This is a genomic window from Geosporobacter ferrireducens (assembly GCF_001750685.1).
GTDB classification, from domain to species: Bacteria; Bacillota; Clostridia; order Peptostreptococcales; family Thermotaleaceae; genus Geosporobacter; species Geosporobacter ferrireducens.
The window spans coordinates 1,389,175-1,404,234 of sequence record NZ_CP017269.1; the positions used below are offsets into that span (position 1 = coordinate 1,389,175).

The 15,060-nt window shown below is 42.5% G+C and carries 11 protein-coding genes and 1 pseudogene; all 12 read right to left on the minus strand.

Annotated features, from left to right (window positions below):
* Nucleotides 1-64 precede the first annotated feature (64 nt).
* Entirely contained in the window at nucleotides 65-514 is a 450-nt protein-coding gene (locus Gferi_RS06950; RefSeq protein ID WP_069974898.1) for a GNAT family N-acetyltransferase, read from the minus strand.
* Nucleotides 515-528: 14 nt separating this feature from the next.
* The gene (locus Gferi_RS06955) at nucleotides 529-2,298 is read right to left on the minus strand and encodes a cytidylyltransferase domain-containing protein (RefSeq protein ID WP_069974899.1); all 1,770 of its coding nucleotides are present in this window, start codon (nucleotides 2,296-2,298) and stop codon (nucleotides 529-531) included.
* Between the two features lie 35 nt (nucleotides 2,299-2,333).
* Nucleotides 2,334-3,533, minus strand: coding sequence for a UDP-4-amino-4,6-dideoxy-N-acetyl-beta-L-altrosamine transaminase (gene pseC, locus Gferi_RS06960; protein ID WP_207645804.1), 1,200 nt, complete (start codon nucleotides 3,531-3,533; stop codon nucleotides 2,334-2,336).
* 13 nt (nucleotides 3,534-3,546) lie between these two features.
* On the minus strand, nucleotides 3,547-4,494 hold the full coding sequence (locus Gferi_RS06965; protein WP_069974901.1) for a dTDP-glucose 4,6-dehydratase: 948 nt from the start codon (nucleotides 4,492-4,494) through the stop codon (nucleotides 3,547-3,549).
* A gap of 369 nt (nucleotides 4,495-4,863) precedes the next feature.
* A complete protein-coding gene (locus Gferi_RS06970) occupies nucleotides 4,864-5,880 on the minus strand; it encodes an SDR family NAD(P)-dependent oxidoreductase (RefSeq protein ID WP_069974902.1) in 1,017 nt (338 codons plus the stop codon).
* A 526-nt stretch (nucleotides 5,881-6,406) separates the two neighbouring features.
* Complete coding sequence (locus Gferi_RS28005) at nucleotides 6,407-6,979, minus strand: YncE family protein (RefSeq protein WP_069974903.1); 573 nt, start codon at nucleotides 6,977-6,979, stop codon at nucleotides 6,407-6,409.
* A gap of 3 nt (nucleotides 6,980-6,982) precedes the next feature.
* Nucleotides 6,983-7,066, minus strand: a pseudogene (locus Gferi_RS29435) (hypothetical protein); the annotation flags it as partial.
* Nucleotides 7,067-7,075: 9 nt separating this feature from the next.
* On the minus strand, nucleotides 7,076-7,888 hold the full coding sequence (locus Gferi_RS28780) for a DNRLRE domain-containing protein (RefSeq protein ID WP_069974904.1): 813 nt from the start codon (nucleotides 7,886-7,888) through the stop codon (nucleotides 7,076-7,078).
* Between the two features lie 290 nt (nucleotides 7,889-8,178).
* On the minus strand, nucleotides 8,179-9,270 hold the full coding sequence (locus Gferi_RS06985; protein WP_069974905.1) for a tetratricopeptide repeat-containing glycosyltransferase family 2 protein: 1,092 nt from the start codon (nucleotides 9,268-9,270) through the stop codon (nucleotides 8,179-8,181).
* A 125-nt stretch (nucleotides 9,271-9,395) separates the two neighbouring features.
* Complete coding sequence (locus Gferi_RS06990) at nucleotides 9,396-11,558, minus strand: DNRLRE domain-containing protein (RefSeq protein WP_069974906.1); 2,163 nt, start codon at nucleotides 11,556-11,558, stop codon at nucleotides 9,396-9,398.
* 334 nt (nucleotides 11,559-11,892) lie between these two features.
* Nucleotides 11,893-13,626: a DNRLRE domain-containing protein gene (locus Gferi_RS06995; protein ID WP_069974908.1), complete on the minus strand. Its 1,734-nt coding sequence runs from the start codon at nucleotides 13,624-13,626 to the stop codon at nucleotides 11,893-11,895.
* Between the two features lie 139 nt (nucleotides 13,627-13,765).
* Entirely contained in the window at nucleotides 13,766-14,860 is a 1,095-nt protein-coding gene (locus Gferi_RS07000) for a tetratricopeptide repeat-containing glycosyltransferase family 2 protein (RefSeq protein ID WP_069974910.1), read from the minus strand.
* Nucleotides 14,861-15,060: the final 200 nt, after the last annotated feature.

Below are 15,060 nucleotides of genomic sequence, written 5' to 3' on the forward strand. Positions count from 1 at the left end.
CTGCCCCTACGATCTTGAATGGATAGATTAAATTTCTCAATCACACCTCTATAAGCATCTCCATTTATAATTCTTTGTAGTACTCTATATAGCCCTCTTCCTTTCTAAAAGCATAGGCCGCCTTTTCAAATGCCCTTTGTGAAGGAATATTTTCATGTTTAACCCTTCCTAAAAGCTTACGCATACTCGTTTTGTTTTGCTGTATCACATCAAATATCCCTTTAAGCATCATCGTTCCGTAACCTTTTCCTCTATATGCTTTGGCAACACTATAATTAATGAACCCGATGCCATCAAGGATGTCTATTCTGATTTGTCCAATGGGTTCTTCCCCATGGTAACAAACATATAGCAGACATTGATCGGAGCAGGTTTTACTGTGAAACCATTCTACATGGGATTCATAAGCGATAGGTTCTGAACAAAAGGAATTATTTCTTACGTCTATATCATTTGTCCATTGAAATAACAAGTCACAGTCCTTTTGCTGTGCCAAAATAAATTGAATACACATACTACTCCCTCATTTCACCCCTTAATTTTAGTCATTTCATCCAATAAGGCAATGAGTGCTGCATCGGATCTGTATTTGAGCGTTAAATGCCCGTTCATCTTTGGCACCTCGGGATTTTGATCTAAGAAATCAAATAGGGCTTCTAAGGTATATTCCATATTCTTTTCTGAAAAATAGTTCTCAATAGCATTAAACACCTCCAGATCTTCTGGATAATCTAAAGTCAGCCGATAATCTCTGCACCATTTTTCTGGAAGATTTACTTTGTTGATGCTAAAATACTCCGGATTGTTTTGAAAATACCAAGTCATATATTCTGAATAATCGGCTCTAGGAAAATAGGCTTTTACCTTTTCCAAAGCCGCTGTATTTATAATTTCAAGGCTTGTTCCTACAGCCGCCCCGATACCACAGGTATAATCTGCACCCCTTTCAAAATGAGACTTTAGCAGAAACTGACATATTTCATTGGATAAATAAGGACAATCCCCTGTAACACGTATAATGACATCAATCTTCAGCTTTCTCGCGATATCTAAATACCTCTGAATCACATCTTCCGGGTCTCCCCTATGAAAAATGACATCCTCACGATAGGTAAATCCTTCGAGGGCTGCATCTTCTTCTAAATCTGAGGTGGCCAGAATCGTATGATTTACATTTTGAAACCTTAAGGCATTTTTAAGACATAATTCAATCGAAGACTGCTTTCCAATAGGCAGCAATGCCTTTTTAGGCAGCCTTGTTGATTTTAATCTACACGCAATGATGGTTGCGATGGTTGCCTTTTTGAAATCCTGTGGTTGCAATGTATTTCCTGATTTTTTATCGACTGCAAGGATATGAAAGCTTGAAATCAAAGCTTTTAATTCTTTGGTATTCAGTCCCCTTTGACCCGTACGTTTATAGGAAATATCCTCTGATGCTATGAGCGTACCTTTTTCTTTACTGCCTGTAAGTATCGGCAGTTGAATAGAATTCTGCAAATATTCCCTTTCCCTGTCATTGATAAAGGGCTGAGCAGATAAGGCAATATATTGATTGAGCTGAGCGATATACCTTTTATAACCTTCTATTTTTACACTGGAAAACCCATCGTATTTTGTCTCCAACTGACTGTGCATCACATGCTTTTCGATCACATCTGCTCCCATCATGGCGGCCATCACAGGCAGCCACAGCGCATCTTCACTACTGCCGTCTACATGATCTGCAAATACAATTCGATTCAAAAAATGGGATTTAATTTCTTTTATTTTTGATATTCCAGCATCCATAAGCTCCGTAGGATAACTTTGAAAACCTACTTCCAGCAGAATTTCTTGCGGATTAATTACCGCATCCATATGGGACAGCATTTCTCCAATTTCTGTTATCTCAAATCCGGAAACGTTGATAATCAATTTTTTGCCACACATATCTAAATCCGATAATGCCTTTAATAAGGACTGATTCATCAAAACCGATGCTTGGAGCTTAACCCCTTTTATGAGATCTATATGTTGACGTAGAATGCAGATACTATATCTATCAAATACATCAATCCAGACATCTTTCGTCAAGCTGGCATAATGAATAAGCTCTGCCCAATCTTCCTCCTGGATATAAAGACTTTGATAAACTTCATACCATGCATAATCAGAGGCGGCAATCTCATCATATCGGAAGGGTTGAAACTTTATACCAAAACCATTTTTGAACACCTCAAACTCCTTTATGAGGTCTCGCAGATAATCCAAATTGCCCCCATGGGTATTGGCAACTTCAATGATATTGTATACCATGCAATTCTCCCCCCATACTAAAACGATCTCTTTCTTTATGCTTTTCTATAGTAATTCAGCACTTTTTTTATTGCAGTGACTACATCCTCTACATCTTGGGCTTCCATCATCGGGAAGAGGGGTAAGGTTATGCTGTTTTCGTATAGGGTTTCTGCATTTGGACATAAACCTTTTTTATACCCAAGCTGTTGATAATAAGGATGATAATACACTGGAATATAATGAACATTTACACCGATATTCTCAGCCTGTAGGGCTTCAAAGATTTCCTTTCTTCCTACTGTGAACTTTTCAAGGGCTAATTGAACAATATAGAGGTGCCAGCTTGAATCCGAAAAGGCTGATTCATAGGGTAATATGATCCCATCAATGGAGGCTAGGCTTCCATGATACTGTTTAACTAAATCTCTGCGCTTTTGAATAAAAGATTCTAATTTGCCTAATTGACTCATACCCAATGCACATTGGATGTCTGTAATCCGATAATTGTATCCCAATGCCAGCTGTTCATAGTACCATGCCCCTTGCCCTTTAAGTTCAAGCAAACGGGCATCTCTCGTAATGCCATGGGTGCGAAACATTCGTAACTGATTATAAAAGGTTTCATCATTGGTCGTGATTACGCCCCCTTCTCCTGTTGTAATATGCTTCACTGGATGAAGGCTGAAGGTGGTCATATCAGAGATACTTCCTACCTTTTTGCCTTTATAAGATGTGCCTAATGCATGGGCAGCATCTTCAATAACTATGAGGCCGTACTTCTCTGCCAGCTTTAGGATCTTATCTAAATCCACAGCTTGCCCTGTAAAGTCTACAGGAATAATTGCCTTTGTCTTTTCTGTAATTTTTCGCTCCACAGCTTCTACATTCAGGTTATAGGTTTTAGGGTCTATGTCTGCAAATATAGGCGTTGCCCCTTGATATAGCACACAATTCGCTGATGCTGCAAATGTCATAGGGGTAGTGATCACTTCATCACCTTCTTTGATTCCAGCAGCAAAACAGGCTGCATGAAGGGCTGCAGTGCCGTTGGAAATTGCCACTGCGTATTTTGAATGAACATAATCTGCTATTCTTTCTTCAAATGCTTTGATGGTTGGTCCTGTTGTTAAATAGTCTCCCTTTAATATATCTACAACTGCTTTTATATCTTCCTCATCAATCCACTGCCTGCCATAGGGTAAATAAGTTTCTCTTACGGGTTTTCCACCGTGAATCGCCAATATATCCTTCATGATCATACCTCGCTTAAACTAATTTTAGATGATTTTTTATCCATGCCTCTGTCTTTTTAATTCCTTCTTCTAAAGGAATCTCTGGCTTCCACCCCATTAAGGCTTTAGTCTTTGAGTAATCGCACAACAGCTTCTGAATCTCACTTTGAGGATGGATATGTGGTATATGGGTAATTTGTTCTTCTGTATCAGCGATCCGTTCAGCAAGCTGATTGATTGATAGATCCCTTCCAGTACCTGCATTGAGCACCTCTCCATTGACGATATCCTGATAACCTGCCTCCACGACAAAACGGGCACAATCTTCTACATACAACAGATCTCTTGTCTGCCTTCCATCCCCATAGATATCAAGTGTTTTTCCTTCTAGATTTCTCTTGATGAATATGGCTACTACGCCCCCTTCACCACCAGTTTTTTGAAAAGGTCCGTAGGTATTAAAAGGTCTTATCACAACAACAGGCAGTCGGTATCCATGCCAATAGGATAAAACCAGGCTTTCTCCCGAAATTTTACTTCCTGCATAGGGTGAAGCTGGCTTCACCGGATGAAGCTCTGTGATTCCACTTTCACTATAGGCTCTGTCATATACCATACAGGTGCTCATAAATACCATCTTGGTTTTATGCTTTCTACATTCCTCTAAGACATTAAAGGTACCTAATACATCATTGTTAAAGGTGGTTTCAGGATCATCTAAACTATCCTGTACATTGATACTGGCTGCCAAATGATAGCATATTTCGTATTTATTTTGGAAAAGTTCACCTAATAATTTTTGATCCTTTATATCTCCAATCACAAATTTTTCTAAGTTCTCCCTATGAAGAAATTCTTCGAGGTTTTCTTTTCGCCCATTTGACAAATTATCTAAAACCCATACCCGATGTCCTTCTTCTAACAGTCTTTTTACCACCCACCGTCCGATAAAGCCTGCTCCACCGGTTACCAATACTTTCATTTTTTTGCCCCCTCGTCTGATAAAATTCTATTTATAAAACCGATAGATCTGGGATTGAGAAATTAAATATTCAACGGAACTGTGAGGGCACAGTTCCCTACGTAAACATTAAGCAGGAATGTAGGGATCGACGCCCTCGTCGAGCCGCATATAAAATGCAATATCCAATCACAGGTCTATATAAATTTACACTTTTAAAGCGCATATACGTAGTTGAGGACCTGCGTATCCTCCCGAAAATGCAGCGGACAGACACGCAGGTCTGCCCGTTTTTCGGAACAGCACAGAGGCCCCGTTGCTTACAATTATCTTTCATTTTAGAAGCGTCTATCTATATTTTTCAGCTTAGATAATCCATAGCTTTTTATCCTACAATATTCCTTCTTCATGGAGCAATGCCCTGATCTCCTCTCTCGTGATCGGTTCCATATGATGGGAGCAATAGCTTCCGATCCCTGCAGCCCTACAGCCTTTATAAAAATCTCTAAACTTTTCTGTCTCATAGGTCACAGGACATACCGCATACATTTTCTCCAAATCAAAAGCAAATTTAGATTCTTCCTCTGTCATAAGCTCTTCATATAACTTTTCTCCCGGTCTCATCCCAATGGTTTCAATCTTTATCTCCTGCTGATCAATCCCATGTTTTTTACAGGTTTCCTCAATCACTACTTCTGCTAAATCACGCAGCCTGATCACTGGCATCTTTAATATAAAAATCTCACCCCCTAAGCAGTTTTCAGCAGCCTGCATCGTAAGCGCCGCAGCTTGAGTAAGGGTCATCATAAATCGACTCATATTGAGATCTGTAACCGTGATCTTTCGCTGTTCTAAGATTTGTTTTTCAAATAAAGGAATGATCGATCCCCTTGAACCCATTACATTTCCAAACCGTACAACAACAAACTTTGTCTGTGCACTGCCTCTGCTGAAATTCGCCGCCTGGGTAATTCTCTCTGCCAAAAGCTTTGTTGCCCCATAAACATTGGTGGGGTTAATGGCTTTGTCTGAACTGGTAAAGAGTACCCTTTCAACATTATGATTTCTAGCGGCCTTAATTACATTATCCATCCCGATAATGTTGGTTTTCATCGCTTCCGTTGGATTGTATTCACAGGCAGGTACATGCTTCATGGCAGCTAAGTTAAACACAATGTCGATATCCCTGCATGCACGCTCCACCCGGTCATAATCCCTTACATCCCCAATCAATAAGCGAATATTCTTCTGATTTCTCAAGGTATTGCCAATCAAAAACTGTTTATATTCATCTCTACTCAATATGCGGATAACCGCTGGCTCCTGTTTTAACAGCTCCTCAACAATTTTCCCTCCAACGGTACCGGTTCCGCCAATCACTAATATCTTTTTGTCTTTATATCTCACAGTTCTCTCTCCTAAATGGTTCTATCAATTTTTATCTGTGCTTCTATACCATATATATGAATAGAACTGGAATCGGTGAGGTTCCTGTACCTTTTTTTGATTATGTAATAAATACTGTCTTTCAATCCTCAAGGATCAACGGTTGATGCCCTTATGTTTAGCAGTTCTTCAAGCACAGCAAGATTGTGCAAAGTATCTTTATCCCCTGGTCGATAAGCTAATGCAAGCTGATTATGCAGATAGGACAAATCATAGCATCCTAGCTGCATGAATAATCGCCCAGATGATAATAACTATTGCGCACAAAACTTTATTTTCGGCAGTATTCCTTTCATCTGCTAAGAATTGCAAATAGAAATCAAAGCCCTTTCATACTGTTGTTCTTGATGGCGTTCACGGGCATAATGAAAAATATTATGCTATTTGCAAGCCATGGTTTCATTCCCCTATTCAAACCTTGATATGAAAAGGCCCAACTTTCTTCTGCGTTGAGCCTTCTAAGGCCTGTTATCTTTCATCTAATCATCTAAGGATTGATATCTATTTTCCAGGGAGCATCCCCCACAGCAATCGACCCAAGCAATTCATTGGTCAGGCCTCGGATTACATAAACCGTATCATCGTTTTCATTAGACACATAAATCATATTGGTCTTTACATTCACGCCTATTCCCCCGGGATTTGTTCCCACAGCAATGGTAGCAATGACGGCATTGGATACCCCGTCAATGACAGAAACATTGTGGGCTCCAGAGTTACTGATATAAATGCGATTGGTATTTGGATTGACTGCTACTCCATAGGGATTCGTCCCCACACTAATGGTTTCAATGACTGTATGGGTTAAACCATCAATCACGGACACATTGTTATTGTTGTCATAGTTGGTTCCGTAAATCCGATTGGTAACTGGATTAATTCCCAAATCTGCTGGCCGCATTCCGCTTATACTTCCTACCAGGGTTGCAATGACTACATTTGATATCCCATCAATTACAGAGATAGTGTAAGAGTATCTATTGGATACATAAATGCTATTGGTAGATGGATTGATTGCCGCCCCCCATGGATTTGTTCCCACAGGAATCGCTGCAATCACCGTGTTCGTTTTTCCATCAATTACAGAAACATTATTTGAGTTATAATTAGTTACATAAATGCGATTGCTGCTTGTATTAATAGCAATAGCTGACGGTCATTCCCCCACTTGAATGGTATCAATCACCGTATTGGTAATACCATCAATCACAGAAACATTGCGTGAATACAGATTTGAAACATAAATTCTATTGGTTATTGGATTGACTTTTACAGCAAAACTAGGATTATTGCCTACAGGAATGGTTGCAATCACTGAACTTGTCATTCCATCGATTACAGAAACATTGTTAGAAAATCTATTGGCCACATAGATTCGATTGACAGACAATAGACCTGTATAGCCTGCTGGGCCTGTTGCTCCTGTCGGACCGGTTGGGCCTATGGCTGACTCGAACTCAATAATAAGCGTAGGCCAATTTTCAACCATTCCATTCTCATATCCTCTGAATCCCATTAGACTCGTTTGGTCCTCAAATGTGGTAAGCAGTATTCCGTTATTTTGGAATAGGTCTTCATACCAGCCTTGTACCAGCTGGGTTAGACTCAAATAAATGTAATTTCCTACAAGATCTTCATCCAATACTGTCTCCAATACTGGTTCTCCTGCAACAGTCGGCTGGGTATTCCATGTTACGATATTTTCTGAAAATCCGTTTACTAACCGCCGTGCCGTTAACGGTTGAACACCAGGTACTATCTTTTGAAAAAAGAAGAGTCTTAATGTGACGTTCGTAATAACTGACGCCGGCGGTATTGGACTTATATCAAATCTTAATAAGGTTCTAAATACATCATTGGGTGCAAAAGTTCGTCCCACCAGCAGATTTTCTGCAGGTCCAAAGTTTTGGTTTGGCAGCAGTTGCAATATTACTGCTGCATCTGTCGGGGTTAAAAACAATATAGGCACATCACTCCCTCCTTTCCAATTCATACTATATGGATAAGCAGGTATGGTTACAGGTTGGCTTCTCTAAATTTGAAGAGACTGCTTCTGCTTCAACAATTCTTTAAGAAGGCTGAGATTATTTAAAGCATCTTGGTCGTTAGGTCCATAGGATAGCACTATTTTGTTGTGATGATAGGATAAATCGTATAGCCCTAGCTGATCATAGCAAAGACCCTACTCTAACAAAGTCAACCCTTCTGTCTTGCGAAAAATTGAATATGTTAGATAATACAATTCCAAAGTCCCTTCATTTACTGATCACCATTATTCTTAATGTTTAACGTATTCTCAAGATATTGCTTATTATATAGAACTCTTTGATCATCAGGTATATACAATCTAGCTAGCTCATTATGATCATAAGCCAATTGGTAAAGTCCTAGCCTGTCATAACAGACACATAGCTGGAGGTGGGGGAGCCAGGTCCAACAGGCAGAATTTGTTAATCCCATATTTTCGTTAGGCTTTTCCAGCAGTGTAGCGAGCTTATACCAAAAAGTAGCCTGCTTATACATATTTATGTTTAGAAACAAGAACCCCATGCGGCAGCAGGATTCTGCCCTAGGCGTATCATATTTGAAAGATTGCAAGCTATACTTCATAGCATTATCCCAGTCATTAAGAATGATATGGATATCTGCAAGCTTCCAGCAAGCAGCAACATTATCCTCAAACCACCCCTTACCAGCATCTAAAAATTTGATATAGTATTCTGCGGCCTCTTGATGCCGTCGATGATCAAGAAGTTCATTGGCATAATAATATAAGTCCCTTGGACCAAACTCTTCATTGTTTTTCAACCTCTGTTCATATATCTTTATATTTCTATCTACATCATGATGGACTCTCTTGTGTGTTACCCCAATATCGCTGTTTAAAATATTTCCACCCATTTCCAGATATTCATGTACCGGGCCAACCCATCTAAAACTGCAACTTCTCTTTACAAGACGGTTGCTTCTTATTGTGTGTGTGACTTTTCCATATTGATCAAAAGCTAAATTGATATTCATCGTCACACAGTCTATCGTTGGGTTGAGTACTTCTTTGAGCTGCAAAAACTTCTGTCTATCTTCCTCCAACAGCATATCATCAGCATCAGTCCAAAGAATATATTCCATAGAAGCCTTACTAAAAGAAAAATTGCGGGCCGCTGCAAAATCATCAATCCACTGAAAATCATAGATTTTATCCGTATAGCGTTGGGCTATTTCCTTTGTACAGTCTTCAGAACCTGTATCAGCAATAATGATTTCATCTGCAATTCCATTAAACGATTCCAGACATCTGTCCAAAACTTTCTCTTCATTTTTTACAATCATACATAAACTAATCGTTACCATAGGATCACCTCATCAATCTTCATAGTTCAATACATTGTATGACATGTTTTGTGTTATGTGATTGAGACATAGTCATTGTACCCAACAACAAAACCTTCCACTAAATGGAAGGCTTTGTTGTTGAATTAATCTAATTGAATAATAGTCAATTGTGCACCTACTTGCGGAGCCGGATCCATGACGAATGAATCTGTTCCGCTGTTACGCAAGGAAATTCCGCTTCCGCCTGTGAGACCTAAGATAGCCTCGCCGCTTATTTGATCCGGTACATCCAGAATAGCAATCCGTGTGGATGGATCGACAGTTCCGTTTACCGCAATGGATATTTCTGCACCTGTACTTCCTGTTACACTAACACTATAATGAATTTCATAATTAGCGGTATTTGTAACAGTTATTCCTGAAGTACCTGTAATGTGACTTATGCCAACCAGAGGACCATTGTTGCTGAAAAGCACATCTGAGTCGGCAGCGACCGTATCATTAGCACCTGTGGCAAGATGGAATACGTAGCCGAATGAAGCTAATCCTGCTCCTGTTGCTCCTGTGGCCCCTGTGGCTCCGGTGGCTCCGGTGACTCCGGTGGCTCCGGTGACTCCGGTGGCTCCTGTTGCTCCTGTTGCTCCCGTGGCTCCTGTTGCTCCCGTGGCCCCTGTTGCTCCCGTGGCCCCTGTGGCTCCTGTTGCTCCCGTGGCTCCTGTTGCTCCCGTGGCCCCTGTGGCTCCTGTTGCTCCTGTTGCTCCTGTTGCTCCTGTGGCCCCGGTTGTCCCTGTTGGACCTGTGGCTCCGGTGGCTCCTGTGGCTCCTGTTGCCCCTGTTGCCCCTGTTGCTCCCGTGGCTCCCGTGGCTCCGGTGACTCCGGTGGCTCCTGTTGCTCCCGTGGCCCCTGTGGCTCCCGTGGCTCCTGTAGACCCGGTTGCTCCTGTGGCTCCTGTTGCTCCTGTTGCCCCTGTTGCTCCTGTGGCCCCCGTGGCTCCTGTTGCTCCCGTGGCTCCTGTTGCCCCTGTGGCCCCTGTGGCTCCCGTGGCTCCTGTAGACCCGGTTGCTCCTGTGGCTCCGGTGGCTCCTGTTGCCCCTGTTGCTCCCGTGGCCCCTGTGGCTCCTGTTGCTCCCGTGGCTCCTGTTGCTCCCGTGGCCCCTGTGGCTCCTGTTGCTCCTGTTGCTCCTGTTGCTCCTGTGGCCCCGGTTGTCCCTGTTGGACCTGTGGCTCCGGTGGCCCCTGTGGCTCCGGTGGCTCCTGTGGCTCCTGTTGCCCCTGTTGCCCCTGTTGCTCCCGTGGCTCCCGTGGCTCCGGTGACTCCGGTGGCTCCTGTTGCTCCCGTGGCCCCTGTGGCTCCCGTGGCTCCTGTAGACCCGGTTGCTCCTGTGGCTCCTGTTGCTCCTGTTGCCCCTGTTGCTCCTGTGGCCCCCGTGGCTCCTGTTGCTCCCGTGGCCCCTGTTGCCCCCGTGGCTCCTGTTGCTCCCGTGGCTCCCGTGGCTCCGGTGGCTCCCGTGGCTCCGGTTGGACCTGTTGCTCCCGTGGCTCCGGTGGCTCCGGTTGGGCCTGTTGGGCCTGTTGCTCCTGTTGCCCCCGTGGCCCCTGTGGCCCCTGTGGCCCCTGTGGCTCCCGTGGCTCCTGTAGCTCCTGTTGCTCCTGTTGCCCCTGTTGCTCCTGTTGCCCCCGTGGCTCCTGTTGCTCCTGTTGCCCCCGTGGCTCCTGTGGCTCCTGTTGCTCCCGTCGGACCTGTCGGACCCTCTGGACCGGTTGGACCGGTTGGGCCTATGGCTGACTCGAACTCAATAATAAGCGTAGGCCAATTTTCAACCATTCCATCCTCATATCCTCTGAATCCCATTAGACTCGTTTGGTCCTCAAATGTGGTAAGCAGTATTCCGTTATTTTGGAATAGGTCTTCATACCAGCCTTGTACCAGCGGGGTTAGACTCAAATAAATATAGTTTCCTACAAGATCTTCAGCCAAAACTGTCTCCAATACTGGTTCTCCTGAAACAGTCGGCTGGGTATTCCAGGTTACGGTGTTTTCTGAAAATCCGTTTACTAACCGCCGTGCTGTTAACGGTTGAACACCAGGTACTATCTTTTGAAAAAAGAAGAGCCTTAATGTGGCGTTTGTAATAACTGACGCCGGTGGTATTGCACTTATATCAAATCTTAATAAGGTTCTAAATACATCTCCCGGCACTGCAGTTCGTCCAACAAAAAGGTTCTCTTGCGGGCCAAAGCTGGTGTTTGGCTGAAACTGCGATACAATGGTTGCATCTGTTGGCGTTAAAAACAATATGGGCATATCACTCCCTCCTTTCCACTTCATACTATGTGGACAGCCATAAAGTGTGAATATTTTTCAGGAGCTTTCTATAAAAATATAACAGCCCGCTATCTGCCTTGGTTTCGATTGAGAATAGGCTGTTCTATTGCTCTATATTTACGATTTAGCAATATCATGGATCTTCAGGATGTCTTCAAAGTATCTTTTGTTATATAAAACTCTTTCATCATTAGGTATATATACCCTAGCCTTTTCATTATGCTCATAGGCCAATCGATGCAATCCCATTAAAAACAAGCTTTTGATCCGGATAAATCATAATTGAAATTTCCAAATTAGGGTAATTATATAATCATGCAAGACTAAAGAGTATCGTTTTAGCTCCAACCAAAGTCGATCCACTGTTGACAAAATAGAAATTTGATGCAGTATCCAAAACAAGCGGTCCAGTCCAGGTTATGGTACTAAACTGACTACTAAAAATTCCTGTTGGTGGCACATCGGTAAGTGCTGCACTGACAGTCATACTTCCGTTAATAAAACTATTTGTAATATGTGAATACCCGGCCACATTTACCGTTCCATCCGTTCGACTATCAACCATACGCTGAATTCGCAAGCCATTGTGCACCATGTTATTAATTCGGCTATTATAAACATACGTATTAAGAATACCCATATGCCCGGATTGCACAATACTTCCTACAACATTAGCGTTCAGCAGTTGAAATTCAATTGTTGTAAAGGGGTCTACCATATCTACGTTTTGAAAGATAACATTCCCGCTAATAATGGCGCCATCTGTATAATTAGTATGTGTACTCACAGATGTCCCATTATCAAAAGTACCAATAACTGTTACGGGGCGCGCAACAAAAGCAGGACCCTGCATAAGATATACATTTTCCGCAGCCTGACTGGTTTGAATGGTAACATTCCTTGGAACAGATGAAGCAAAGTTAGCTAAGGATGAATCTCCAAGTACCCATGGTCCTAATCCAAGCAGTTGTACATGTCTTGCAGGGGGTATCAGAATATCTTCGTCAAAAGATGAATTCGCTGCAATTAAGACGATGCAACGGGCCCTCATACCTAACGTAACTGCAATTGGACTATTTGTAGCTGAATCAATCGCATCCTGCAAGGAATTAAAAGGTTCAGACGGTGTTCCATTACCTGGCCCTACAGCACTGGAATCAGCCCAAACGATACACTCTTCTCCCCATTCAAATTCACCTGGTCCTGTTGCTCCTGTTGGACCTGCTGGACCCGTTGCTCCCGTCGAACCTGCTGGACCCGTTGCTCCCGTTGGACCTGCTGGACCTGTTGCTCCTGTGGGGCCTGCTGGGCCTGTTGCTCCCGTCGGACCGGTTGGGCCTGTTGCTCCTGTCGGGCCTGCTGGACCCGTTGCTCCCGTTGGACCCGCTGGACCTGTTGCTCCTGTGGGGCCTGCTGGGCCTGTTGCTCCCGTCGGACCGGTTGGGCCTGTTGCTCCTGTCGGGCCTGCTGGGCCTGTGGCTCCCGTCGGGCCTGCTGGGCCTGTGGCTCCTGCCGGGCCCACTATTGACTCGAACTCAATAATAAGCGTAGGCCAATTTTCAACCATTCCATCCTCATATCCTCTGAATCCCATTAAACTCGTTTGGTCCTCAAATGTGGTAAGCAGTATTCCGTTATTGGGAAATAGGTCTTCATGCCAGCCTCGTACGATCGGAGTTAGAGTCAAAAAAATATAGTTTCCTACAAGGTCTTCAGACAGGGCTGCCTCAAATGCAGGTTCTCCTGCAACCGTCGGCTGGGTATTCCAGGTCACTGTATTTTCTGAGAATCCGTTTAATAATCGTCGTGCCGTTAGTGGCTGTACACCAGGTACTATTTTTTGAAAAAAGAAGAGCCTTAATGTGGCATTTGTAATAACCGATGCCGGTGGTATTGCACTTATATCAAATCTTAATAAGGTTCTAAATACATCTCCCGGCACTGCAGTTCGTCCAACAAAAAGGTTCTCTTGCGGGCCAAAGCTGGTGTTTGGCTGAAACTGCGATACAATGGTTGCATCTGTTGGCGTTAAAAACAATATGGGCATATCACTCCCTCCTTTCCACTTCATACTATGTGGACAGCCATAATGTGTGAATATTCTCCATGCTCTTTCTATAAAGAAAAAAACAGCCCGCTATCTGCCTTGGTTTCGATTGAGAATGGGCTGTTCTATTGCTCTATATTTACGATTTAGCAATATCATGGATCTTCAGGATGTCTTCAAAATATCTTTTATTATATAAAACTCTTTCATCATTGGGTATATAGGCCCTAGCCTTTTCATTATGCTCATAGGCCAATTGATGCAATCCCATTCGATCATAGCAAACACTCAGCTGGATATGCGGCAGCCAGGTCCAACATGCATAACTTGTAAATCCCAGGCTGTCTGTAGGCCTTTCCAATTGTGTTGCGATTTGATACCAGGCAGCTGCCTGCTTAACCATGTTCTTATTCAAAAATAAAAATCCTATCCGGCAGCAAGCTTCTGCTCTAGGTACATCATAGTTGAAGGATTGTAAACTAAACTTCATTGCATTGTCCCAGTCTTTCAGATGACTATAAATATCTGACAGCTTTCCGCATGCAGCAATATTATCTTCATACCAGCCCAATTTTGTATCTAAAAACTTAATATAATATTCTGCAGCCTCCTGATGTCGTTGATGGTCCAAAAGTTCATTGGCATAATAATATAAATCTCTTGGGGAAAAAGCTTCACCTTTTTCCAATCGTCTCTCATATATTTCTATATTACGATTCACAGTATCTGCACGTTCCTTTTTATGTGTAACCGCGATATCGCTATTAAAAATATTCCCTCCTACTACTAAACATTCATGTACAGCCCCTTCCCAGCGAAAATTTCTCGATCGTTTTACAAGGCGGTTTCTTTTTAAACTGGAGGTTACATTTCCTTTAGCATCAAAGGCTAAATGATAGTGCATAGCTACTGCATCTACAGATGGATCTAGAGTCTTTTTTAACTCTAATAGTTTTTTCTGATCTGCTTCCATGAAAATATCATCTGCATCCAGCCACAAAATATATTCCATAGTAGCTTTTTCAAAAGCAAAATTCCGGGCAGCAGCAAAATCATCAATCCACTGGAAGTTATAAATTTTATCCGTATAATTTTGGGCAATACTCTTTGTGCTGTCTTCAGAGCCCGTATCCACGATAATGATTTCATCTGCAATTCCCTGGACGGAGTCCAAGCACCGCGCAAGGACTTTTTCTTCATTTTTTACGATCATGCATAAACTGATCATTGGCATACAACCACCTCACCATTCACAATATCTTAACATCTCAATATATCGTATTTTCGCACTCATAATTATGTGATTGAAACACTTTGTAGCTTAACCTTTTCATGAACAATCTTAAAGTCTCATAAAAACTTATAATATCGCTTACTTTTATGCTTCTTTTTGCAAAAAATAAAGGCTCAACAACCGCTGAGCCTTTATTTTTA